Annotated in this window: 21 protein-coding genes and 1 riboswitch; of the genes, 10 read left to right on the top strand and 11 right to left on the bottom strand. The window is 60.8% G+C overall.

The window, feature by feature from the left end:
• Positions 1 to 8 precede the first annotated feature (8 nt).
• Both ASD64_RS19505 and ASD64_RS19500 read right to left on the bottom strand, forming a co-directional pair.
• Positions 9 to 896, bottom strand: coding sequence for an HpcH/HpaI aldolase/citrate lyase family protein (locus tag ASD64_RS19505; protein ID WP_056108731.1), 888 nt, complete (start codon positions 894 to 896; stop codon positions 9 to 11).
• Complete coding sequence (locus ASD64_RS19500; RefSeq protein WP_056108729.1) at positions 896 to 1,348, bottom strand: MaoC family dehydratase; 453 nt, start codon at positions 1,346 to 1,348, stop codon at positions 896 to 898. The genes ASD64_RS19505 and ASD64_RS19500 overlap by 1 nt, the downstream gene beginning before the upstream one ends.
• A gap of 180 nt (positions 1,349 to 1,528) precedes the next feature.
• On the opposite strand from ASD64_RS19500, the gene ASD64_RS19495 reads away from it, so the two are divergent.
• Positions 1,529 to 2,650 carry a DUF2336 domain-containing protein gene (locus tag ASD64_RS19495; RefSeq protein WP_056109171.1) on the top strand — a complete coding sequence of 374 codons (1,122 nt, stop codon included), beginning with the start codon at positions 1,529 to 1,531 and terminating at the stop codon, positions 2,648 to 2,650.
• 114 nt (positions 2,651 to 2,764) lie between these two features.
• Here the strand turns inward: ASD64_RS19495 and parE are convergent, their stop codons facing one another.
• Positions 2,765 to 4,822: a DNA topoisomerase IV subunit B gene (gene parE, locus ASD64_RS19490; RefSeq protein WP_056108726.1), complete on the bottom strand. Its 2,058-nt coding sequence runs from the start codon at positions 4,820 to 4,822 to the stop codon at positions 2,765 to 2,767.
• Positions 4,823 to 5,057: 235 nt separating this feature from the next.
• Between parE and cpaB the strand changes: the two genes are divergently transcribed.
• The 8 genes from cpaB to ASD64_RS19450 all read left to right on the top strand — a co-directional run bounded on the left by cpaB (position 5,058) and on the right by ASD64_RS19450 (position 12,912).
• Positions 5,058 to 5,984 (top strand): Flp pilus assembly protein CpaB, encoded by a 927-nt coding sequence (gene cpaB / locus ASD64_RS19485; RefSeq protein WP_244480864.1) that lies wholly within the window; start codon positions 5,058 to 5,060, stop codon positions 5,982 to 5,984.
• Positions 5,985 to 6,105: 121 nt separating this feature from the next.
• Complete coding sequence (locus tag ASD64_RS19480; protein ID WP_244480875.1) at positions 6,106 to 7,458, top strand: type II and III secretion system protein family protein; 1,353 nt, start codon at positions 6,106 to 6,108, stop codon at positions 7,456 to 7,458.
• Between the two features lie 5 nt (positions 7,459 to 7,463).
• On the top strand, positions 7,464 to 7,730 hold the full coding sequence (locus tag ASD64_RS19475; protein WP_056109168.1) for a hypothetical protein: 267 nt from the start codon (positions 7,464 to 7,466) through the stop codon (positions 7,728 to 7,730).
• Between the two features lie 18 nt (positions 7,731 to 7,748).
• A complete protein-coding gene (locus tag ASD64_RS19470; protein ID WP_056108721.1) occupies positions 7,749 to 8,963 on the top strand; it encodes an AAA family ATPase in 1,215 nt (404 codons plus the stop codon).
• Complete coding sequence (locus ASD64_RS19465) at positions 8,960 to 10,381, top strand: CpaF family protein (protein ID WP_056108717.1); 1,422 nt, start codon at positions 8,960 to 8,962, stop codon at positions 10,379 to 10,381. The genes ASD64_RS19470 and ASD64_RS19465 overlap by 4 nt, the downstream gene beginning before the upstream one ends.
• 4 nt (positions 10,382 to 10,385) lie before the next feature.
• The gene (locus tag ASD64_RS19460) at positions 10,386 to 11,348 is read left to right on the top strand and encodes a type II secretion system F family protein (RefSeq protein WP_056108714.1); all 963 of its coding nucleotides are present in this window, start codon (positions 10,386 to 10,388) and stop codon (positions 11,346 to 11,348) included.
• Position 11,349: 1 nt separating this feature from the next.
• Entirely contained in the window at positions 11,350 to 12,312 is a 963-nt protein-coding gene (locus ASD64_RS19455; RefSeq protein WP_056108711.1) for a type II secretion system F family protein, read from the top strand.
• Between the two features lie 129 nt (positions 12,313 to 12,441).
• On the top strand, positions 12,442 to 12,912 hold the full coding sequence (locus ASD64_RS19450) for a tetratricopeptide repeat protein (RefSeq protein WP_056108708.1): 471 nt from the start codon (positions 12,442 to 12,444) through the stop codon (positions 12,910 to 12,912).
• 167 nt (positions 12,913 to 13,079) lie between these two features.
• Here the strand turns inward: ASD64_RS19450 and gcvP are convergent, their stop codons facing one another.
• From gcvP to ASD64_RS19420, 6 genes are all read right to left on the bottom strand, one after another.
• Positions 13,080 to 15,893 carry an aminomethyl-transferring glycine dehydrogenase gene (gcvP, locus tag ASD64_RS19445; RefSeq protein ID WP_056108705.1) on the bottom strand — a complete coding sequence of 938 codons (2,814 nt, stop codon included), beginning with the start codon at positions 15,891 to 15,893 and terminating at the stop codon, positions 13,080 to 13,082.
• A 12-nt stretch (positions 15,894 to 15,905) separates the two neighbouring features.
• Positions 15,906 to 16,274, bottom strand: coding sequence for a glycine cleavage system protein GcvH (gene gcvH / locus ASD64_RS19440; RefSeq protein WP_056108702.1), 369 nt, complete (start codon positions 16,272 to 16,274; stop codon positions 15,906 to 15,908).
• A 6-nt stretch (positions 16,275 to 16,280) separates the two neighbouring features.
• Positions 16,281 to 17,381, bottom strand: coding sequence for a glycine cleavage system aminomethyltransferase GcvT (gene gcvT, locus ASD64_RS19435; RefSeq protein WP_056108700.1), 1,101 nt, complete (start codon positions 17,379 to 17,381; stop codon positions 16,281 to 16,283).
• Between the two features lie 152 nt (positions 17,382 to 17,533).
• Positions 17,534 to 17,621: riboswitch (glycine riboswitch) on the bottom strand.
• A 110-nt stretch (positions 17,622 to 17,731) separates the two neighbouring features.
• Positions 17,732 to 18,115 (bottom strand): helix-turn-helix domain-containing protein, encoded by a 384-nt coding sequence (locus ASD64_RS19430; RefSeq protein ID WP_056109165.1) that lies wholly within the window; start codon positions 18,113 to 18,115, stop codon positions 17,732 to 17,734.
• A gap of 178 nt (positions 18,116 to 18,293) precedes the next feature.
• Positions 18,294 to 19,085 (bottom strand): molybdopterin-binding protein, encoded by a 792-nt coding sequence (locus tag ASD64_RS19425; RefSeq protein ID WP_056108698.1) that lies wholly within the window; start codon positions 19,083 to 19,085, stop codon positions 18,294 to 18,296.
• Position 19,086: 1 nt separating this feature from the next.
• Positions 19,087 to 19,962 (bottom strand): cytochrome b/b6 domain-containing protein, encoded by an 876-nt coding sequence (locus tag ASD64_RS19420; protein WP_056108696.1) that lies wholly within the window; start codon positions 19,960 to 19,962, stop codon positions 19,087 to 19,089.
• 138 nt (positions 19,963 to 20,100) lie between these two features.
• Here ASD64_RS19420 and ASD64_RS21170 point away from each other — a divergent pair, with 138 nt between their 5' ends.
• Positions 20,101 to 20,562, top strand: coding sequence for a hypothetical protein (locus tag ASD64_RS21170; protein WP_056108694.1), 462 nt, complete (start codon positions 20,101 to 20,103; stop codon positions 20,560 to 20,562).
• A gap of 45 nt (positions 20,563 to 20,607) precedes the next feature.
• Here the strand turns inward: ASD64_RS21170 and ASD64_RS19410 are convergent, their stop codons facing one another.
• Both ASD64_RS19410 and ASD64_RS19405 read right to left on the bottom strand, forming a co-directional pair.
• Positions 20,608 to 20,817 (bottom strand): cold-shock protein, encoded by a 210-nt coding sequence (locus ASD64_RS19410; RefSeq protein ID WP_056108692.1) that lies wholly within the window; start codon positions 20,815 to 20,817, stop codon positions 20,608 to 20,610.
• Positions 20,818 to 21,309: 492 nt separating this feature from the next.
• The gene (locus tag ASD64_RS19405; protein ID WP_056108689.1) at positions 21,310 to 21,741 is read right to left on the bottom strand and encodes a GlcG/HbpS family heme-binding protein; all 432 of its coding nucleotides are present in this window, start codon (positions 21,739 to 21,741) and stop codon (positions 21,310 to 21,312) included.
• Positions 21,742 to 22,144: the final 403 nt, after the last annotated feature.

Raw genomic sequence — 22,144 nt, 5'->3', positions numbered from 1 at the left:
TCGCCCGGCTATTTACCAGGAACGATGCCGAGCGTCTTGGCGCGTGCCAGCAGTCGCTCGGCAAGCCTGAGATGCGGGCGGTCGTACATTTTGCCGCCTATGCCGACGACGCCGGGGTTGCCGGCGGCTTCGAAGGCGGCGACCACTTCGGCCGAATGCTGCAAAGCCTCGGCGGAGGGCGTAAAGGCGGCGTTGATGACCGGCACCTGGGCAGGATGGATCGCCATCTTGCCGGTAAAGCCGTCGCGCTCGGCTTCCGCGCATTCAGCTTCGAAGACGCACATGTTGCGGAAATCGGGAAACACCGTGTCGATGGCAGCCGTATCGGCTGCGGATGCCGCAAGGATGGTCAGGGTGCGCGCCAGCCGGAACACGTCGGTGTAACGGCCATTCTCGTCGCGTGCGGTGCGTGCGCCAATAGCCGCCGACAAATCCTCCGCCCCCCATGTCAGTCCCGACAGGCGGTTGGTCGCGCCGGCATAGCTGGATGCGGACAGGACACCTATTGCCGTTTCGGTGACGATCGGCAGTATCCTGATTGCTCCGTCAGGCAGGTCGTTTTCCGCCTCATGCACCCTGAGCTTCGCAGATAAATGCTGCACGTCGCGGCCGCTGTTCGATTTGGGCAGCATGATGCCGTCTGGCCGGGCCGGGACAAGCGCGGCAAGGTCGTCATCGGTCAGGCCGCTGGCAAGATCGTTGACCCGGACATAGACGGCTGGCTTGAGGCTTCCGTGCCTCTCGATGAGAAAGCTAGCCGCCACATGCCGCGCCGCCGCCTTGCTTTCCAAGGCGACAGAGTCTTCCAGATCGACGATGACCACGTCGGCCTCGGAAGCGAAGCCCTTGTCGAGTTTCTTTTCCGAATCGCCCGGAACGAACAGCAGCGATCGCATCAGGCGGATTTCTTCATCATCATCGCCTGCCGCGTGCATTTGGCAACCAAGGCATCGTTCTGGTTATAGGCGCGGTGTTCGAATTCGACGATACCGCGGTCCGGCTTGGATTTCGATTCGCGCACCGAAATCACTGTCGTTTCGACGCGGATGGTGTCGCCGTGGAATACCGGATGCGGGAAGGTCGTGCTGGTCATGCCGAGATTGGCCACAGTCGTGCCGACGGTGATGTCGTTCACGGAAATGCCGATCATCAGGCCGAGCGTGAACAGCGAATTGACGAGCGGCTTGCCCCACTCGGTTTTGGCCGCAAAATCGAAGTCGATATGCAGCGGCTGCGGGTTCAGCGTCATCACCGAAAACAACATGTTGTCGCTCTCGGTCACTGTCTTGCGCAGCGTATGGCGAAAGACGTGGCCGACGGCGAATTCTTCCAGATACAGCCCTGCCATTACCGATCTCCTTTGCGCCCAGTTGATAAGCTCTGGCCACTTCACCCGCAAGCTGTTTGGGATCGCGCACGCACCGTCGAGCCGGCAGGCCTTAACGAACATGGTGAACACTTTATTAATTCATTACCGCCTAATGTTGCAGGAGGGCCGGGGTGGCCTTGCGGGGGCAGAATGCAAAACATGGTGGTTTCGCATTTCCTGAAATGGATCTCGACGGCGAGGGTTTCGGAGCGCGCAGCGGCAGCCAGCGCGCTGGCGCGGGCCTACGTCAATTCCACGCTGCCTTTCGAAGATCGCTGCGCTGCCGAAGCCGCTCTGACGCTTTTGCTTGACGACAATTCCGCCAAGGTTCGCCAGGCGTTGGCCGAAGCGCTTTCGATGAGCCACCATGCGCCGATCCAAATCATTGCGGCCTTGGCTTCCGATCAGCCGGAAGTTGCCAATCCGGTGCTTGCCCGTTCGCCCTTGCTGACCGATGCCGACCTGATCGATCGTGTCGCAACAGGCCAGAAGGCCGCGCAGCAGATGATTGCCGATCGCCCGTCAGTATCGATGCCTGTTGCTGCCGCCATCGCCGAGATCGGCGAAGCGGAGGCCTGCCTCATGCTGCTTGCCAATACCGGCGCCGATATCGCCTCGCTGAGCTTCCGGCGTCTGGCCGAGCGCTTCGGGCATGAAGCATCGGTCCGGGAAGCCTTGATCGCCGATGCACGGCTGCCGGGCGATTGCCGCCACATGCTTCTGGTCAAGGTAGGCGAAGCCCTCAGAAGCTCGCCACTGGTGCTTGCCCTGATGGGAGCAGCCAGGGCGGAGCGCGTTACGCGCGACGCCTGCGTCAAGGCCTCGCTGACCTTGGTCGACGGCACCAAGGCTGGCGAGCATGCCGCTCTTGTCGAGCATCTGCGCCTGCGCGGCGATCTTACGACCGGCTTCCTGATCCGCACCATCGCCCACGGCAAGGTCGATTTCTTCGGCACAGCGCTGCTGGTGCTGACCAGGCAGTCCGAACAGCGGATAAGGGTGCTTTTAACCTCCGGCACCGATGTCGCCTTGCAGGCTTTGTTTCGCAGCGCCGGTCTTGCTGACGCCACTCATGCCGTCATCCTTCGCGCGCTGAAAATCTGGCGCGAGGTGGCCAACGGCAAGCGTGTCGCCGGAGTTCAGGAAGTAAGCTGGCTGATGCTGAAGGAACTGGGCGGGCAGCGGGCGGAAGGCGATCTCGCCACGCTGGTGAAGTCCATCCATCTGGAGGCGCTTCGCGAAAATGCGCGCGGCCATGCGCTCGCAATCGCTGCGGCCTAAGCGCGAGCATTTAAAGCGTCGTGCTTCTTTTCGGACGCACAAAAGGACACTCTAACACTTTGACGGAGCATCGGAATACCCCGAAAAACCGAGTGCATTTTTCGGTCCGATGCCCTAGATATCCAGAACTTCCGTCTCGGCGAACTCCGCCCGTTCCTGGATGAAGCGGAAGCGCGCTTCGGGCTTCGTGCCCATCAGCGCATCGACCGTATCCTTGGTGGCGGTTTCCTCGTCTAGCACGTCGACTCGAAGCAGCGTACGCTTCTTGGGGCTCATCGTCGTTTCCTTGAGTTGGGCAGCCATCATTTCGCCGAGGCCCTTGAAACGGCCGATCTCGACCTTGCCGCGTCCGGTGAATTCGGTGCGTAGCAACTCATCTTTGTGCGCGTCGTCACGCGCGTAGGCGATCTTGCCGCCTTGCCGGAGCGAATAGAGCGGCGGCACCGCCATGAAGAGATGGCCGCCATGGATCAGCTTGGGCATTTCCTGGTAGAAGAAGGTGATCAGCAGCGAGGCGATATGCGCGCCGTCCACGTCCGCGTCGGTCATGATGATGACGCGGTCGTAGCGCAGATCCTCGTCGCGGTATTTCGAGCGCGTGCCGCAGCCGAGCGCCTGGATCAGATCGGAAATCTGCTGGTTGGCCGTCAGCTTGTCATGGCCGGCGCTGGCGACGTTCAGGATCTTGCCGCGCAGCGGCAGCACGGCCTGGCTGGCACGGTCGCGCGCCTGCTTGGCCGACCCGCCGGCCGAATCTCCTTCGACGATGAACAGTTCCGCACCTGCCGCCGCATTTTGCGTGCAGTCGGCGAGTTTGCCCGGCAGGCGCAACTTGCGCACCGCACTCTTGCGTGACACTTCTTTCTCGTGGCGACGCCGCACGCGCTCGTCGGCGCGTGCAATCACCCAGTCGAGCAGCTTCGAGGCTTCCTGTGGATTGGAGGTCAGCCAGTGGTCAAACGGATCGCGGATGGCGCTTTCCACGATACGGATCGCCTCGATGGTGGCAAGACGATCCTTGGTCTGGCCGACGAATTCCGGCTCGCGGATGAACACCGAAAGCATGCCGGCCGCTGAGATCATCACGTCTTCGGAGGTGATGATCGAGGCACGCTTGTTACCAACGAGGTCGGCATAGGCGCGCAGGCCTCGCGTCAGCACGTTGCGGAAGCCCGCTTCATGCGTGCCGCCTTCGCCGGTCGGGATGGTGTTGCAGTAGGAATGCAGGAAGCCGTCGCCGCCGAACCACGTGACCGCCCATTCCAACGAGCCGTGGCCGCCCTGGCGCTCGGTCTTGCCGGCGAACATTTCACGGGTCACCTGGAAATCGTCGCCAAGCGAGGAGCCGAGATAGTCCTTGAGGCCGCCCGGATAGTGGAATTCGTCCTTGGCCGGCGTCGTATCCTTTTCCTTGATCAGCGATGGATCGCAGTTCCAGCGGATTTCCACGCCACCGAACAGGTAGGCCTTGGAGCGGGTCATCCGGTAGAGCAGTGCCGGCACGAAGGCCGCGCCCTTGCCGAAAATCTGCTCATCGGGATGGAAGCGGATCTTGGTGCCGCGCCGGTTGTGGATCTCGCCCAGATGCTCGAGTTCACCGAGCGGCTTGCCGCGCGAGAACTGTTGGCGATAAAGCCTGCGCCCGCGCGCCACCTCGACCTCCAGATGATCCGACAACGCATTGACCACCGAGACGCCGACGCCATGCAGGCCCCCGGAGGTTTCGTAGACCTTCGAGTCGAACTTGCCGCCGGAATGCAGCGTGGTCATGATGACCTCGACAGCGGGCTTCTTGAATTTCGGGTGCGGGTCGACGGGAATGCCGCGGCCGTTATCGGTGACCGACAGGAAGCCATCGGCCGAAAGCTCCACCTCGATGAAGGTCGCGTGGCCGGCGACGGCCTCGTCCATGGAGTTGTCGATGACTTCGGCGAACAGGTGATGCAGCGCCCGCTCGTCGGTGCCGCCGATATACATGCCCGGCCGCCGCCGTACGGGCTCAAGACCTTCAAGAACCTCGATATCGGCTGCGCTGTAGCTTTCGGCCCCATCCTTCACGACATCTACGCGCTTGGCAGCCCGCACCAGCGGGTCCGTGGGCCGCGAAGAAGGACGTACCGGCTCGGCCTTGTCCTGGCCATCACCGAAAAGATCGAGGGGGCGTTCGTTCATATGCCTGAAGGAATCCGATGCTGCGAATCACCGACGATAGTGCCACGCTTTTGATGGCGGCGCGACCGAAGTTCATGGTCCGTTCGTGAGTTGCATGCCTTCTATCGCAAAACCATTCGATAACCAAGTCACGCAAATTAGATCGAATGTTTATATTCCGGATCGCTGAATCTTTAGGAATGGCCCTTAGCGTGACCCCAACGAACAGAAGAAACGGGCACATCAGGGGTTTGGCGTGAGGGGCAAGGTCATAACGATGATCGGCATTGCAGCCGTGTTCGGCGCAATCTCGATCTTCGCTGCGGATTTCTGGATCAAGAGCCAGGCTGAAGCCGACATCGTCAAGACCTCGTCGGTTACGCCGCAGCAGCCGGCGGTGGAATTCAAGACCATCGTCGTGGCCAATGCGCCGCTGCGCTACGGCATGGAAGTGGAAGCCGCGCAGCTTTCCGAGATTCCGTGGCCGCAGGATTCATTGCCGCAGGGCGCCTTCGCCAGCGTGGATTCGCTGCTGTCGGAAGGCAAGCGCCTGGTTCTTTCGCCGATCGAGACCAACGAGCCCGTTCTGCTCGCCAAGCTGTCCGGCCCGAACGGTCGGGCAACGCTCTCCAACATGCTGATGCCGGGTATGCGTGCCGTCACCATCCGCACCGACGAGATCGCCGGCGTGGGCGGCTTCATCACGCCGGGCGACCGTGTCGATGTCGTGTTAACGCGCGACGCCGGTGCAATCGAGGAAGTCTCCGGCAATGCCAACGGCGCTGCCGGCTCGACCGTGACGTCGGAAATCGTGGTCGCAAGCGCCAAGGTCCTGTCCGTCGGCCAGGGCGCCGACGAGCGCCAGACCACGCCGCAGATCGCCAACTCGGTAACCATCGAAGTTGACGAGGAAGGCGCGCGCAAGGTGGCGCTCGCCCGCACGGTCGGTACACTGTCGCTGACGCTGCGCTCGGCAACTGATGCGGAAGCTTCATCCGGCGGTCTGACCACCATCTCCTCCTTTGGCGGCTCGGTAGCGGCAGGCGTGCAGTCGGCCGCCGGCGCCCTGTTCAGCAGAGCGGATTCGGATGCCCCGAAGATGAAGACCGTGATCGTGACGCGCGGCTTGGTGGCGCAGGAATACAAGGTCATGCGGCAAGAACTGCCGCAGGAACAGAACTGAATTTGCCGGCGGGGGCCGGCTGGGGACAAGGCAAATGCTGGGGTTGGGTGGGTTTCTAAAGGATAGGCTGGCCAGGGGCTTGCGCGCACCGCTCGGTGTCGCGGCACTTGCCGTCGCAGGCATGATGGCGCTGCCGGCGCCTTCAGTCGCCGGTGGCGATATCGTCAAGGTATCAGCGACCAGAAACACGTCGATCAAGGTTGCCAAGGGCAAACCCAGGACGATCAAGACGGATGCGCCCTTCTATGAGATCGTCATCGGCGACCCGGAAATCGCCAACGTCAACCCGCTGACGGACAAGTCCTTCTACGTGCTCGGCAACAATCTGGGCACGACCGGCATTGCGCTGTTCGACGAGAACAAGCAACTGGTCGGGACAGTCGACGTGGAGGTCACGCTCGACACCGAGCAGCTTGCCAACACCATCCGCGCCAGCGTTCCGGGCGCCAACATCAAGGTCGGCTCGGCCAATGGTCGCGTGGTGCTGTCGGGAGAAGCCACGGATGCGGTTGCAGCCGAAAAGGCCAGCAAGATCGCGACACGGTTTTCCGGCGAGGAAGAGGTGATCAATTCGGTCAGTATCTCCTCCTCGCAGCAGGTGCAGCTCAATGTGCGCTTCGTGGAGATCAACCGCCAGGTCGGGCAAGAATTGGGTACCAAGCTTGGCGTGCGCTATGCCGGCCCTAGCGGCTCGATCGGCTTCAACTCCGATCCTTCGGCATCGACCTCTGTGCCGGCGGGCGATATCGTCGGCAGACTGCTCAGCAATGGCTGGTCGGCCGATGTGGCAATCAAGGCGCTTGAAGATCGCGGCGTGGCCCGCCGCCTGGCCGAACCAAATCTGATTGCGCGCTCCGGCCAACGGGCAAGCTTCCTTGCCGGTGGCGAGTTTCCTATCCCGGTGTCGGAAGACGACAACAAGATATCGGTCGAGTACAAGAAGTACGGCGTCAGCCTCGATTTTACCCCGACCGTGTTGCAGGACGGGCTGATCAGCCTCGATATCGAGCCGGAAGTCTCTTCCATAGACGCCTCGGCCTCCTATTCGCTCGGCAACATCTCGATCCCTGGCTTCATCGTACGGCGCGCACGCACCTCGGTTGACCTGAAAAGCGGCCAGAGCTTCATGCTCGCCGGTCTTCTGCAGACGCAAAACGACCAAATCACCCAGCGCATACCAGGCGCCGGCAAGATGCCGGTGCTTGGCTCGCTGTTTTCGTCCAAGGCCTACCAGCGGCGTGAAACCGACCTGGTCATCATCGTGACGCCCTATCTTGTGAAGCCGATCGACCCGTCGAAGAAGCCGGTTGTGCCGACCGACAAGACGCTGGCCGCGAGCAATGTCGATTACTTCCTCGGCAACACCGAGGAGGTGAAGATCGACGGCGCAGGTCGCGCACTGGCCATGGCCGGTGGCGGCGTTGCTCCTGCGGTCACCACGGTCGGGCATTTCCTCGACCTGCCAAAGGAGTGATCACCATGCGGCCCATTCGAACCTCTTGTGCGGTTTTGCTGATTTGCGCCGGCGTCGGCGGCTGCGCCCAGGACGACTATCTGCGCACCGATGGTCTGACGGTCGGGGCTGGCGATGCGATCGCAGCCAACACGGCCATGCAGATCGTCGATCCGTGGCAATACGGCGTGCAGAACACCAAGCTGGTGGTGCCGGCGCAACGGGGGGCGGCCCAGGCAAGTTCGGCCGATGACGCCGCCTATGCCAAGGCAGCCAAGACCACGGGCAACTGACCAGGCGGGCGATTTCAGATGGCAAACGAGGTCAAAACCAAGAAAATCCTGCTCGTTTCGACGGACAGGGCCTTTGAGCAGGATACGCGAGCGGCATTCGCCGCCTCGGAGGTGATCCAACTCATCACCGTCGAAAAGAGCCTTCCCGACATTCGCGGCGAAGTGCAGGAGACGGATCTCGGCGCCATCATCATCGACATGGACGCGGCCAGGTTGGACGAGATGGGCGCCTTGCAACGCATCATGCGCCGGCTGGAAGGCCGCGTGCCGGTCGTCGTGGTGACGCAGGAATTCAACGCCGCCGCGGTGCGCATCCTTGTCCAGCTTCAGGTTGCCGACTTCCTGGTCAAGCCGATCTCGACCGCCGACCTCGTGCGCTCTGTCGTCGCCGCGCTGCAAGGCACGGGGCACAGCCAGCAGACGGAATCGCAGATCTATACTTTCCTGCCGGCGGCCGGTGGGGTGGGCACGACTACGCTGGCCCTGCAGACTGCTTTCCAACTCCACAATTCGGCCTCGCGTGGCGCCTCGACTTGCGTCGTCGACCTTAATTTCGAACAGGGAGCGTGCGCCGAATACCTCGACCTCGAGCCGCGCTTCGACATTACCGAGATCGAGAACCGCCCGGAGCGGCTCGACCGGCAATTGCTCGACGTTATGCTGTCCAAGCACGCAAGCGGCCTTTGTGTCCTGGCCGCACCGTCCAACCCTGCCGATATGCGCTCGTTCAGGACCGATGTCGTCGTGCGCATGCTGGACCTCGTGTCGGCCTATTTCGACAACGTGGTCATCGACATGCCGCGCACCTGGTTCCCGTGGACGGAAACGGTGCTGCTCGGTTCCAACAAACTCTACATCGTTTCGGAAATGACCGTGCCGTGCCTGCGCCATACGCAGCGGCTGATCCAGGCCATCCACCAGACCGTTGGCAAGGAAGTGAGACCGAACGTCATCGTCAATCGTTTCGAGCAGAAGATGTTCGACAATGGCATCAAACAGGCCGACGTCCAGGAAATCCTCGGCGAACATTTCGTCGGTGGCATCTCCAACAACTACCGGCTAGTGCGCGAAGCCGTCGATCGCGGCGTTCCGCTGCATGAGATCGACCCGAACGCCAATGTCATCCAGGACCTGAAGAAGATTGTCCTGCCGGATGAAGTGGTTGCCGCGCCCCGGAAAGCCCGGTCCCTGTTCGGCATCGGCAAGGGTCTGCTGCGAAGGAAAGCCGGATGACCAGCCGCTTTTCGACCCTTCAAAGCCGCGATCATCGCGCCGAGCGCCCTGTCGAGCAGATCCCGGCGACAGGCCACGCGATCGTCATTCCGACTACCCGCAAGCCGGTCGCGCCGAAGGCGGAAGCAGCGGCCAAGGGCGGCGGCGACAAGGTTCTCGACGCGCGCGTGCGCATCCACCGCATGTTGCTGGACGAGATCAACCTCGTCGCGCTGGAGCGCTTGCCCAAAGACGAGATGCGCCGCCAGGTGCATGATTTCGTCTCGGAGAAGACGCGGCAGGAGCGCATGGCGATCAACGTCGCCGAACTCGACGCGCTGGTGGACGACATTGTCGATGAGATGGTGGGGCTGGGGCCGCTGGAGCCGTTGCTGAAGGACCCCGAGATCAACGATATCCTGATCAACGGCCACCACAACTGCTTTGTCGAGCGCAGGGGCAAGCTCCAGCAGGTGCACATTCCCTTCAAGGACGAGGCGCATTTGCTGCGCATCATCAACAAGATCGTCGCTGCGGTCGGACGCCGGGTGGACGAGTCCCAGCCGATGGTCGACGCGCGCATGCAGGACGGTTCGCGCTTCAACGCCGCCATCCGGCCGATTGCGGTCGATGGGCCGCTGGTGTCGATCCGCAAATTCTCCAAGAACAAGCTTGGCCTGCACAAGTTGGTCGAGTTCGGCGCCATCACCCAGAACATGGCAGAGGTGCTGGCCGCCGCCGTGCATGCCCGCAAGACCACCATCATTTCAGGCGGCACCGGCACCGGCAAGACGACGATGCTGAATGCCCTGTCGGCATTTATTCCTGAAGACGAGCGCCTTATCACCATCGAGGATGCGGCAGAACTTCAGTTGCAGCAGCCGCATGTGGCGCGCATGGAAACGCGCCCGGCCAACGTCGAGGGACAGGGCGAATTGAAGCAGCGCGATCTGGTCAAGAACGCGCTTCGCATGCGGCCTGATCGCGTCATCCTCGGCGAGTGCCGTGGCGAGGAAGCCTTCGATATGCTCCAGGCCATGAACACCGGCCATGAAGGTTCGATGGCGACCATCCACGCAAATACGCCGCGCGACGCCATCTCGCGTCTTGAACAGATGCTCGGCATGACGGGAATGCCGATGACGGTGCAGTCGATTCGCAGCCAGATTTCTAGCGCTATCGAAATCATCGTCCAGTTGACGCGCCTTTCCGATGGCAAGCGCAAGGTGACCAGCGTCGCCGAGGTGACCGGCATGGAAGGCGACGTTATCCAGATGCAGGAAATATTCCGCTTCGTGCGAACAGGCATCGAACCGGACGGCAAGATTTTGGGGCATTTCGAGGCGACGGGCCTAAGGCCTCGGTTCCTCGAAGACCTGAGGGCGATGGGCATCGAATTCCCCGGCAAGTATTTCGAGCCGGGTCGGCCGCAGGAGTAGCCGAATGCAAGGTTTTTCGGCGATCTACGTCGTCTATGCCACGGCAGCACTTGCCGGCATCATGATCGCCGAGGCGTGCTACCTGATTTTTGCCGGCAAGGCTGACAAGCGCACGGCCATCAATCGGCGCATGAAGCTTCAGGGCAGCAAGATCAGCCAGGAGCAGGTGTTGATTCAGTTGCGCAAGGAGCGTGGCATCGATGGTGGCGCTTCGCTGTTTTCACCGGCGAGGTTCCGCGCTTTGCGCATCCAGTCCGGTCTGCGCATGCCGCCACGAAAGTTCCTTTCCATAACATCGTCAGTTGCATTTGTGTTGGCCGCGCTTGCCTTCCTGAAGGGGCTGCCGCCGATGGCGTGCCTCGGCCTGTTTGTCGGGCTGTCGGCTGTCGTCCCGATCGTGGTTTTGCGGTTCCTGCGCAAGCGCAGGCTGAAGCGTTTCGGTGTGCAATTGCCCGAGGCTCTGGAGTTGATCACGCGCGGGCTGAAGGCCGGACATCCTGTACCGGTCGCCATCGCCATGGTGGCACGTGAAATGCCTGACCCGATCGGCTCGGAATTCGGCGTCATCGCCGACGAGGTGACATTCGGCTCCGATCTGGTCTCTGCACTAAATGCGCTCTTCGAGCGTGTCGGCCACGAAGATCTGCCGTTGTTCGTGACGGCCGTCGCCATCCAGAGCAGCTCCGGCGGCAATCTGCGCGAGATTCTCGACGGCCTTTCTGCGACCATTCGCGAACGGGGCAAGCTACGCCGCAAGGTGCGCGCTATTTCGACCGAAGGTCGCATGTCGGCCTACATTCTGACGGCTGTGCCGGCGCTGCTGTTCGCCAGCATCATGGTGATGATGCCGGAGTTCTACCGCGATGTCTGGGGCGAGCCGAAGACCTGGTATCTGATTAGCGGAGCAGTTTTCTGGCTGATGCTGGGCAATGCCATGATGTTCAAGATGTCGAACTTCAAGTTCTGAGATGGAAAGCGTGATCGAATTCCTTGCCTCGTTGCGACCGACATCGCTGATGCCGGTAGCGGCGCTGCTGCTTCTGGTAGGCGGCGGCGCGGTGGTGTGGCCCTTGGTGGCCGCGAAAGGAAATCGCGACGACGTCAAGCGCAGGCTGCGCGTGGAGGAGCAGACACCTCAGAAGCCAGCCGAACCGGCTCCGAAAAGGAACCCGAGTGCGGTGCGCGAGAAGGCAGCGCGGACGGCGCAGGAGTTCTATGCCCGCAGCGACCCGGAAAATGTCGCGCGCCTGCGCATGCGGCTCATCCAGGCCGGCTATATGGACCCGCGCGCCGTTGGCATGTTCTTCCTCATTCGCTTCTGTGGTTTCGTCGGTGCGGCGCTGGCCACATTCATCTTCAACGAATGGATGGCCAATGCCGATTCCACCGCCACCAGCCGATCTGCATTTGTCATCATGTTCGGTGCAGCGGGCTATTTCCTGCCGGGCCTGATACTGAGCCAGAAAATTCGCGAGCGTTCGCGCGAATACCGCAACGGCTTCCCGGATTTCATGGACCTCATGATCGTCTGCTCCGATGCCGGCATGAGCATGGAGGCGGGGATCGAGCGGGTCTCCAGGGAGCTTGCCAAGACCTATCCGTCGCTCAGCCAGAATCTCCAACTCGTCTCGCTGGAACTGCGCGCAGGGCGCAGCCTCGACGATGCGCTGAAGGCATTGGCTGACAGGCTGAGCCTGGATGAGGTGCGATCGTTCGCCACCTTGCTGCAGCAGTCGAAGGAACTCGGCACCAGCCTGTCTGGGGCGCTCAGGGTGTTTTCCGACGAAATGCGTCACAAGCGTATGTCGCTGGCCGAGGAGAAGGCGCATGCGTTGCCGGCCAAGATGTCGGTGCCGGTCACGGTCTGCATCCTGCCGGTGGTGCTGATGATCGCAATCATTCCGATCATCGTGAAGATGACCTCGCAATAGGCTTTTGGTTAATGCCGGCTTTGCATGGCATGATGCTTTGCGCGCATTTTGGCACTGAAGCTTAAGCGCTCTTCCCTAATATAAGAACCGAGCAACGATACGCCGAAGCGGGCGACTGGGGCAGGGGCAATGCGTTACGGATTTTTCACGGCACTGGCTGCGACAGCCTTTGTCATCGCGCTATCGGGCTGCACAACCACCGGCGTCGACACCACCGAGACCACGGCGATCAATCCTGCCGCGCACAGTGTTGCCGTGTCGGACCTTGCTGCAGGCAAGGCGCAGTTCCGCGATGCGAACTACGGGCTGGCTGAAAAACACTTCCGCAAGGCGGTGGAACTGCAAGCCGACAATGCCGAGGCGTGGATGGGGTTGGCAGCCTCTTATGACGAGCTTGGCCGCTTCGACTTCGCCGACCGTGCCTATGACCAGCTGTTGAAGGTTGCCGGCCGCAGGCCTCAGATCGTCAACAATATGGGCTATTCGCAAATGCTGCGCGGCAACAAGAAGAAGGCGAGGACACTGTTTCTCGAAGCGCGCAAAGCCATGAGCGACACTACAGTCGTCGATGCCAATCTGGCGCTGCTCGACAAGGCTTAGACCGTGTCGCGATCTTTCAGATTCGCCGGTGCGCTCTAAGTACCTGTTTTTATGTATGTCGTTATCCCGAACCCGGTTCCCACTTTCGGGCGACATGCATTAGGGTCGGGACCTGTCAATCAGGTCGATGGAAAAACGGGCCGGCGCGATGACGCCGGCCCGTTCTTTTATTCGGCCGCGCCGAGATACTCTGTCATCGGCGGGCAGGAGCAGACGAGGTTACGGTCGCCGGCGACATTGTCGATGCGCGAGACCGGCGGCCAATACTTGGCGCCGGTGTTGGCGTCTCCCGAGGGAAAGGCCGCTTCAAGGCGCGAATAGGGGTGTTTCCATTCGCCAACCAGTGCTTCGGCTGCCGTGTGGGGTGCGTTGACCAAGGGATTGTCGTCCTTCGGCCATTCACCTTTGCCGACCTTGTCGGCTTCGCAGGCGATGGAGATCAGCGCTTCGCAAAGTCGGTCCACTTCGCGCTTCGGCTCCGATTCGGTCGGCTCCACCATCAGCGTTCCGGCAACAGGGAACGACATGGTCGGCGCATGGAAGCCGTAGTCGATCAGTCGCTTGGCGATGTCATCGACGGTAATTCCGGAGCTTTCCTTCAACACGCGGGTATCGAGGATGCACTCGTGGGCCACGCGTCCGCTACGGCCCCGGTACAGGACCGAGTAGTGGTTGCCGAGACGCGCCACCAGATAGTTGGCGGACAGGATCGCAACTTCCGTGGCCTGCTTCAGCCCGGCAGCACCCATCATGCGGATATACATCCAGGTGATCGGCAGGATCGAGGCGCTGCCGAAGGGGGCCGCCGACACCGCATGGGCCGAGCCTTCGGCGACGTGGCCAGGCAGATACGGCTTCAGGTGAGCCTTGACGCCGATCGGACCCACGCCAGGACCGCCGCCGCCATGAGGGATGCAGAAGGTCTTGTGCAGGTTCATGTGGCAGACATCTGCGCCGATATCGCCGGGGCGTGCGAGGCCAACCAGTGCGTTGAGGTTGGCGCCGTCGAAATAGACCTGGCCGCCATGCTCATGCACGATTGCGCAGATGTCCTTGGCACCTTCCTCGAACACGCCATGCGTCGAAGGGTAGGTGAACATCAGCGCCGCCAGATTGGTCGCATGCGATGCCGCCTTGGCCTTCAGGTCCTCGATGTCGATATTGCCGTCCTCGGTACAGTGCACCACCACCACGCTCATACCGGCCATCGCAGCACTTGCCGGATTGGTGCCGTGCGCAGAGGAGGGGATCAGGCAGATATTGCGATGGTCGTTCCCATTGGCGCGATGATAGCCTCGAATGGCGAGTAGACCCGCATATTCACCCTGGCTGCCAGCATTCGGCTGCAAGGTCACTGCATCGAAACCGGTAATCTCGCAGAGCCAGCCTTCCAACTCATCGATCATGGCACGGTAGCCGAGCGAATGCGCCTTCGGTGCGAAGGGGTGCAGGTTGGCGACGCTCGACCAGCTTACGGGCATCATCTCGGCTGCGGCGTTAAGCTTCATGGTGCAGGAACCGAGCGGAATCATTGCTCGGTCGAGTGCCAAGTCCTTGTCTGCCAGCCGACGCAGGAACCGCATCATGTCCGTTTCCGAACGATTTTCGTGGAACACAGGCTGGGTGAGGAAGTCCTTGCCGCGCGGCTTGCCGGGCATTGTGCTGGAAGCCGAGGCACTTGCCTTGGCGCCGAATAGGGCAGCAATCGCCACGGCATCGGCCTCGGTCGAGGTTTCATCGAAGCTGATGCCGACATGATCGGCGTCAAGGATGCGCAGCAAGCGTCCACCTTTTTCCGCTGCTGCCGCGATTTCGGCGGCCTTGCCCGTCACTTCGACCGTCACCGTGTCGAAGCGGTTGGCGCCGAGCACCTTCACGCCTGCCGCTTTGAGGCCCTCGGCAAGACCGTTCGCCAGCGCATGGATGCGGCTGGCGATACCCTGCAACCCGGCCGATCCGTGCCAGATCGCATAGGAGGCCGCCATGTTGGCCAGCAGCGCCTGTGCGGTGCATATGTTGGACGTCGCCTTGTCGCGGCGGATATGCTGCTCACGCGTCTGCAACGCCAGCCGGTAACCCGGCCGTCCATGCGCATCCACCGATTGGCCGACGAGGCGACCGGGGATAAGCCGCGTCAGCCTGTCGGAGACAGCGAGATACGCCGCATGCGGCCCACCGAATCCCATGGGAACGCCAAAGCGCTGCATGGAGCCTACGACGATGTCGGCCCCCTGTTTTCCCGGTGCTTCAAGCAGCGCAAGAGCCAACGGATCGGCTACGGCAATGACCACAGCGCCAGCCGCCGTCGCCTTGTCTACCACGCCCGAATAGTCGCCAAAGACTCCGAAAGTGTCGGGCCACGGAACAATCACCGCAGCCGTCTGTTCGTCGGCCTCTTCGCCCTCGACCACCTGTATGCCGAGCGGTTCGGCACGCGTTTTTACGACATCCAGAATCTGCGGGTGCAGCGAACCAGCGATGACGATCTTGGGCCGCTTGCCGTAATGGAAACGCCATGCGATGCCGATTGCTTCGGCAACGGCGGTCGCTTCATCCAGCAGGGAAGCGGATGCGACAGGCAGGCCGGTGAGTTCGGTCACCAGCGTCTGGAAGTGGAACAGAAGTTCAAGCCGGCCCTGGCTGATCTCGGCCTGGTAGGGCGTATAAGCCGTGTACCAGGCCGGGTTCTCGAACAGGTTGCGCTGAATGACCGGCGGCACGTTGACGCCGTGATAGCCGGCGCCGATGAAGCTCTTCAGCACTGTGTTCTTTGCCATTGTGGCGGAAAGCTCGGCCAGTGCTTCGGCCTCGCTGGCCGCAGCCGGCAGATCTAGTGGGCGCTCGAGCCGGATCGACTTCGGAACCGCCTGGCTGATCAGCGTCTCGATCGACGGGACGCCTATGGTGGCCAGCATGGCGCGGGTGTCATCGACGCCCGGTCCTATGTGACGGGCGGTAAACGGATAAGGTGCCGTGGTCATGGTGTTATCCTGTCAGCCGATATGGGCGTTGTAGGCGGCCTCGTCCATGAGGCCGTCGAGTTGGGCTTTGTCGGCCAGCTTCATTTTCCAGAGCCAGCCGCCGCCAGTGGCGGCGGAATTGACGAGAGCCGGATCTGAGGTCAGGGCTTCATTGGCCTCCGTCACTTCGCCGTCGACCGGTGCATAGACGTCGGACGCGGCCTTGACCGATTCGACGACGACGGCCGTGTCGCCCTTGCTCATGTTCCTGCCGGCCTCGGGAATCTCGACGAAGACGATGTCGCCAAGCTGTTCCTGCGCGTAGTCGGTAATGCCGACCGTAGCGACGTCTCCCTCAACGCGGAGCCATTCGTGATCTTCAGTGAAATATGTCGTTGCCATGAGGATTTATCCTTTGCGGTAGCGATGGGGCGTGAACGGCAGTGAATGGACTTCGAGCGGCACTCGCGCGCCGCGGACATCGGCAAAAACTTGGCTTCCGTTGCCGGCGAGCGGGGCAGAAACGTAGCCCATGGCGACGGGAAACCCGGTGGTGGGACCAAAACCGCCGGAGGTGACGCGACCGGCAGTATTGCCGTCGGCGTCGACCAGTACCGCTCCGGCGCGCACAGGCTGGCGGCCTTCCGGCTTCAGGCCGACGCGCTTTTCGATCGGCCCGCGCGTCATGAGTGCACGCAGCGCATCTGCACCTACGAAATTGCCTGAGGCGCGTATGTCTTTCGCAATGGCCCACATCAAGCCGGCGTCGACAGGATTGGTGTCGGGCGTGATGTCGTTGCCATGTAGGCAAAGGCCCGCTTCGAGGCGCAGGCTGTCACGGGCGGCGAGGCCGATCCATAGGACACGCTCGTCTTCCAGCAGCTTGGCCAAAAGCTCGCGCGCATCGTTTTCCGGCAGGCCGATCTCGAAACCGTCCTCACCGGTGTAACCGGATCGGGTCATGAACCAGTCCGGGCGCGGCTCGATGCCATGCATGAACACAAGTGTTCCAGTCTCGATGCCGGCACGCGACAGCGCCGCCCAGGCTTCGGGACCCTGGATGGCGAGGAAAACGCGATCGAGCGGTTTGATCGTGACGTCGAGTCCCTTCGTCAACGAACTCAGATGTGCCTCGTCGACTGCCGCGTTGCCCGCATTGGCAACGACCATGAAGCGATTGTCGCCAAGCCGCGTGACAATGAGGTCGTCGATGACGCCTGCTGTCTCGTTGAGCAGCAGCGTATATTTCGACTGCGAGATCGGCAGCGTGCCCGGATCGAGCGGGCATGCCTTGCCGAGCAAGCCGATTGCGTCGGGGCCTGCCACTTCGAACAGCTTCATGTGTGAAATGTCGAACAGGCCTACATGCTCGCGCGTATGCAGGTGTTCCTTCATGACGCCGGCCGGGTAGGTCAGCGGCATGTTCCAGCCGGCAAAGGCGCCAAAGCGCGCTCCGGCCTGAATATGCAAGTCTTCGAGGGGTAGGTGCCTTATTTCATCGCCTGTCATGACTTCTCCAGAAAAACACGAACTCGACCGCAACGTGCGGCCATTCCGTGCCCCTCTGTCTGAAGCCTGAGAGACTCGCACAACCGGAACTCTGTCGGCTGTGCTTACACCTTCGGCGCGGGGTTTTCGAAGCCCCGACTTTCCAGAGTGTCGATCTGCTTACGGTTCTTTTTGCCTGAGAGATTTCGGGCGATTTCCCCTTCGGCGGTAGTTTTCGCTACTCTCTCCCGCAAACAGTTGAGGCCAAATCAGCCCCCGACGAATGAGTCCATAGCCTAGTCACGACGACTTGTCACCTGTCGGCGACAAGTCGACGAAAATTTCACAAGATTTCGATAAACGGCTGGAATCTAACCCGTTACGGTGGCGCGCCGGTCGAGATCGCTGCGAAGTTGACCGATGAGTTGGCCGGTTTCGATATGCAACAGCTTCAGCTTCTCGAATTGCGCCTCTATGGCCGAATCCAACTCTTCGCTGGATCCCGATGGCCCAAGGCCCACGCCATGTAAAAGCCAGGACAGGCTGACGCCAAGCAGCCCTGCAGTCCTGGAGATATGGTGGGAGCCGGGGACCGAGCGGTCACGTTCCCATGCCCGTACTGTGGCGAGTTGCACACCCAGCCGCCAGGCCAGATCCTTCGTGCTCAACTCGCTTGCATCGAGGGCACGCGAAAAGCGACCGCCGAACGTATCTTCGTCCGGTTCCTGCTCGAAAATAGTTGTGGTGTCGGACAACCGCTCCACCTCCTGTTCTCGTTTCTGGAAATATGCGGCAACACAGGCCGCGCGACGTGAAAACATGGGCGAAGCGGCCAGTGGTGACAACCCCGCACAACGTCATTTGCTGCAAGAGACTGAAACAAAACGATGAAAACTGGCTCTGAATCGATGCTGTCTACAGGTGAAATTGCACTCAGATGCCGCCGTACCAATCGTAACCGTAATCTTCCCAATAGCCGCCGCGCCCTCCGCCGAAGGTCGAGAAAGAGGAGACCAGTTCGATTTTGTGGACGTATTTCGGCATCTTGTAGCCGAGTTGCCGCTCGACGCGCACACGCAGCGGCGCGCCATTCTCCACCGGCAATGGCTTGCCGTTGAGGCCATAAGCGAGAATCGTCTGCGGGTGGCGGGCATCGATTAGGTCGATCGAGCCATAATACTTGATATCGCCTGCAAGGCCGCGGTCGATGGTGTCGAGGCAATGGAACATCACATAACGCGCCTCGGGCTTGACCACGGCTTCGTCCAGTATCAGCGAGAGCGGCGTGCCAGTCCATTTGGCGATGCAACTCCAGCCCTCGACGCAGTCGTGACGGGTGATCTGGGTGCGGCTCGGCATGGTGACGAGTTGGTCACGGGTAAGCGACAATGGCTTTTCGACCAGGCCGGTCACCTCCAACCGCCAGTCGTTGAAGTCGTTGGCCATCAGGCCCTTGTAGAACCCGTCGTCTGGCGCGGTAATGCCATTGGGCCGCATCGGCTGGCGGATATCGGCTTCGGTGAATTCCTGCGCCAGTGCATCGCGCCCGGCAAGCAGGCGCTGCACCCGCCAGGTAAGATCATTGGCGCCTTCAAGGAAATTGCGCAGCGGAGCGCCGACGCGAAGCTGACTGTCGAACACGTCGCAACCCGACAGCATGATGCCGGACGCACCGAGACCGGCAGCGGTGAGAAACTTGCGGCGATTGATGCTGAGTTTGGGCATTTCACGTCTCCCGCTCGGCTTTGGCCGTGTCTGGATCGTGCGGATCAATGCGATACCAGCCGGTGATGATCGAACGCAACTCGTTGATCGGACCTGCCGCCACGATCATCAGCATGTGGACGACGAAGAAGCCGACAAGCAGGAGCATGACGCCGAAGTGGATGGTGCGCGCGGTCTGCCGGCCTCCGAACAGGTCAGGCAGGAACGGCAATACCGAATTCATGCTTGGCGACATCGTCAATCCGGTAAGGATCATCAGCGGCAAGAGCACGAACAGCACGCCGGCATAAGCGAACTTCTGCAACGTGTTGTAGGTGCGGGTGTGATGAAATTTCAGCCTGGCGTGGTCAATGATATCTCGCGGCAGGTTGCGCAGGTCATGTAGCCGTGGCCGGAGATCGCGGCTGAGATGTCCATTGAGCAGACTGGCTGCCAGCCAGGTGATCAGCGTGACCGATAATACCCAGGCAAAGAAGAAATGGATCACCCTGCCGGTGCCGAGGTCGTAATAGGACGGAACCGTCAGCCAGGAAGGGAAGGCGCGGGGGCGTTCCTGACCCGGCGGACCGGACCAGCCAAATACACCTGTCGTGTCGAAGCGCTTGCCGAAGATTTCCGTAAATCCGCGCGGGCCTTCAGGCGAATTGACGGCGCCGATGCGGAAAATCGTGTTGTCGTAGGTAAAGCCCGATTCCTGGCCGATATAGAGTTGCGGACGCGCATTGAAGATCTGCAGGCCGCTGAGCAACAGGAACAATAGCGAAATCGCCCAAAGCCAATGGGTAAGGCGCGTCCATACCGATTGCCGGTAGACCATAGGCCCTTTTGGGGGCGCAGCCGTATCGGTGATCCCGGTGCTGCCGGTGGTGGCATCCATGTCAACATCCTCGGGTGGCTTCGCTCGGCCACGCTGTACAGTCCCGACACTTTAATACGTGTCGCGTGGATGTGCTGTTTCAGATGTTCACGAATATGTGTGGCGTATTGTCAAAACGCCTGAAATCCCGAGTGCGGCATGGCGTTGTTGGCGTTGACGCGCCTGTCGCAGGCTTTCGTGCCGCCGCTCTATCTCTCGAGTGGTTCCGTTTCAAAACGTAATGCTGGTAAAGACCAGATAGAGCAGGGGGCTGACAACCGCAGCGGCCAGCGCGACAAATATCCAACTCTGAGGATGTTTCATCAGGCCTCTTGCGTCGATCGCTTTGCCGCGCGTTTCGGCTTCACCGGCGTGACGGTGGGTTCGGCAGCTTCTTTTGCCAATCTAGCCTCGCGAAGCCTTTGTGTCTTGGCTTCTCGCTTGGCGGCTTCGCTGTCGATGATCGTACGCACGGCTCGCGTGGTGGCATCGCTCTTCAGTTCCTGTTTCGAATTTCGCTGCCCAAACGGCGCGCCTATCTGCGGGACCTGCTTCATCAAAACCACGCTTTCTGAAAAAGAAAAAAGGCCGGGTGTTCCCGACCTTCTCCTGATTGCCTGAGGCTGCTGCCGGTACATCCGCGGTCAGCGTCCAGAGTCAATTCGATTAGATGGCCTGGAGGTTTTCGGCGGCAGTTTTGCCGCTGCGGCTATCGCGTACCGCGTCGAACGATAGCTTCTGGCCTTCGACGATGGTGCGAATGCCGGCGCGCTCTACCGCGGAGATATGCACGAAAACATCCGGCTCGCCGTTGTCCGGTTGAATAAAGCCGAAGCCCTTGTTCGTGTTAAAAAACTTTACTGTTCCAGTTGTCATTTCGGACGTCCTTTTATTGACAAAGAAAGTTTGTCGCTCGACAAAATGCCAAACGCCAAGTGAATCGACAATGAAAAGGAAGATCGTATGGGCGCTTCAAGCGCCAAAAACAACGTTCGTCAGCAAGATCGACTTACTTAATATACAGTCAGAATAAGGTTATTACAAGGCTGGCGCGGAGACGGGGCCCTCGCGGAAATATTGACGTGCGCCCTTGTCGCTGTGGTCGGGCAGGTGTGGCTCGTCGGATTTGCGATCGTCAATTTCGGCGCCGCCGGTTGGTTGCCTGCGTACCGACCCCTGGTTCTGTCCAGCTAGCCGGAATCGGGAATGCGCGTTTAAATAGCGCCGCACGCCCCGAAATTCCCCGGTAATACACCATCGCAACACAGATCGCACCTGCTTAAAAAATCAGGAAAGCGATGACCGCAGTTGGCTGGGACCAACCGAATACGCCGCCAGGTCCCGCCAGCCTCGCCGCTGGCTGATTTGTTATTGCGCTTGTGCGATCAGGCCGGCGGTCTCGATGCCGTGCATCGCGGCAATCTCATCGTTGTCGGAAGTGTCGCCCGTGATTCCCACAGCACCGAGCAACTCGCCCGCCTTGTTGCGAACAAGCACGCCGCCGGGAACGGGGACGATGCGTCCGCCGGACACGGCGTTCAGACCTTCGATAAAGTGGGGGCGTTCCTTTGCCGCTTGATCGAGCCAACGAGATCCCATGCCGACAGCCAGCGCGCCATAGGCCTTTCCTGCGGCGATCTCATAACGCAGCATCGAGGCGCCGTCCTGCTTCTGGAACGCCTTCAGATGGCCGCCGGCATCGAGCACGGCGACGGTCAGGGGCTTCATCTTCCCAGCAGTTCCCTTTTTCAGGGCTGCGTGGATGATAGCGTTGGCAGTGGCAAGCGTCAGTTCGGTCATTGTGTGCCTCATGCTGGGACGAACAAGACCGCCCTACCACCCCGTATCCCCATAGGCAAAGCCCCGTTTCAAAACCCGTGATGGCCCGGCGCTGTTTCGAAGCCGGCCCGAGACATGTTTTCGAAAGCGGGGAGGGTATTGCCGAGTGTGATCCGATTTTGTCCAGCGCTTTGAATTCAACCGCTGAAAAACAGAAATATTTTCCCAGGCCGGACGAGTTGAAACAAATCCAGCTTCCTAAAGCTGGGCTTAAAATATATTGAATACAGTATCTTAGGTGACATAGTTCCCTCGTCACGAAACGTGCCTAGGACCAATCGACATTCAGGTTTCGGGCGTGGCGCGAGCCGGATTTCGGTCCTGAAAAGGAGAAAAGCGCAAGGCGGTGTTGACCACCGTTGAG

Source organism: Mesorhizobium sp. Root157, from assembly GCF_001427385.1.
Taxonomy (GTDB): domain Bacteria; phylum Pseudomonadota; class Alphaproteobacteria; order Rhizobiales; family Rhizobiaceae; genus Mesorhizobium.
This window is presented reverse-complemented; position numbering and strand designations above follow the sequence as displayed.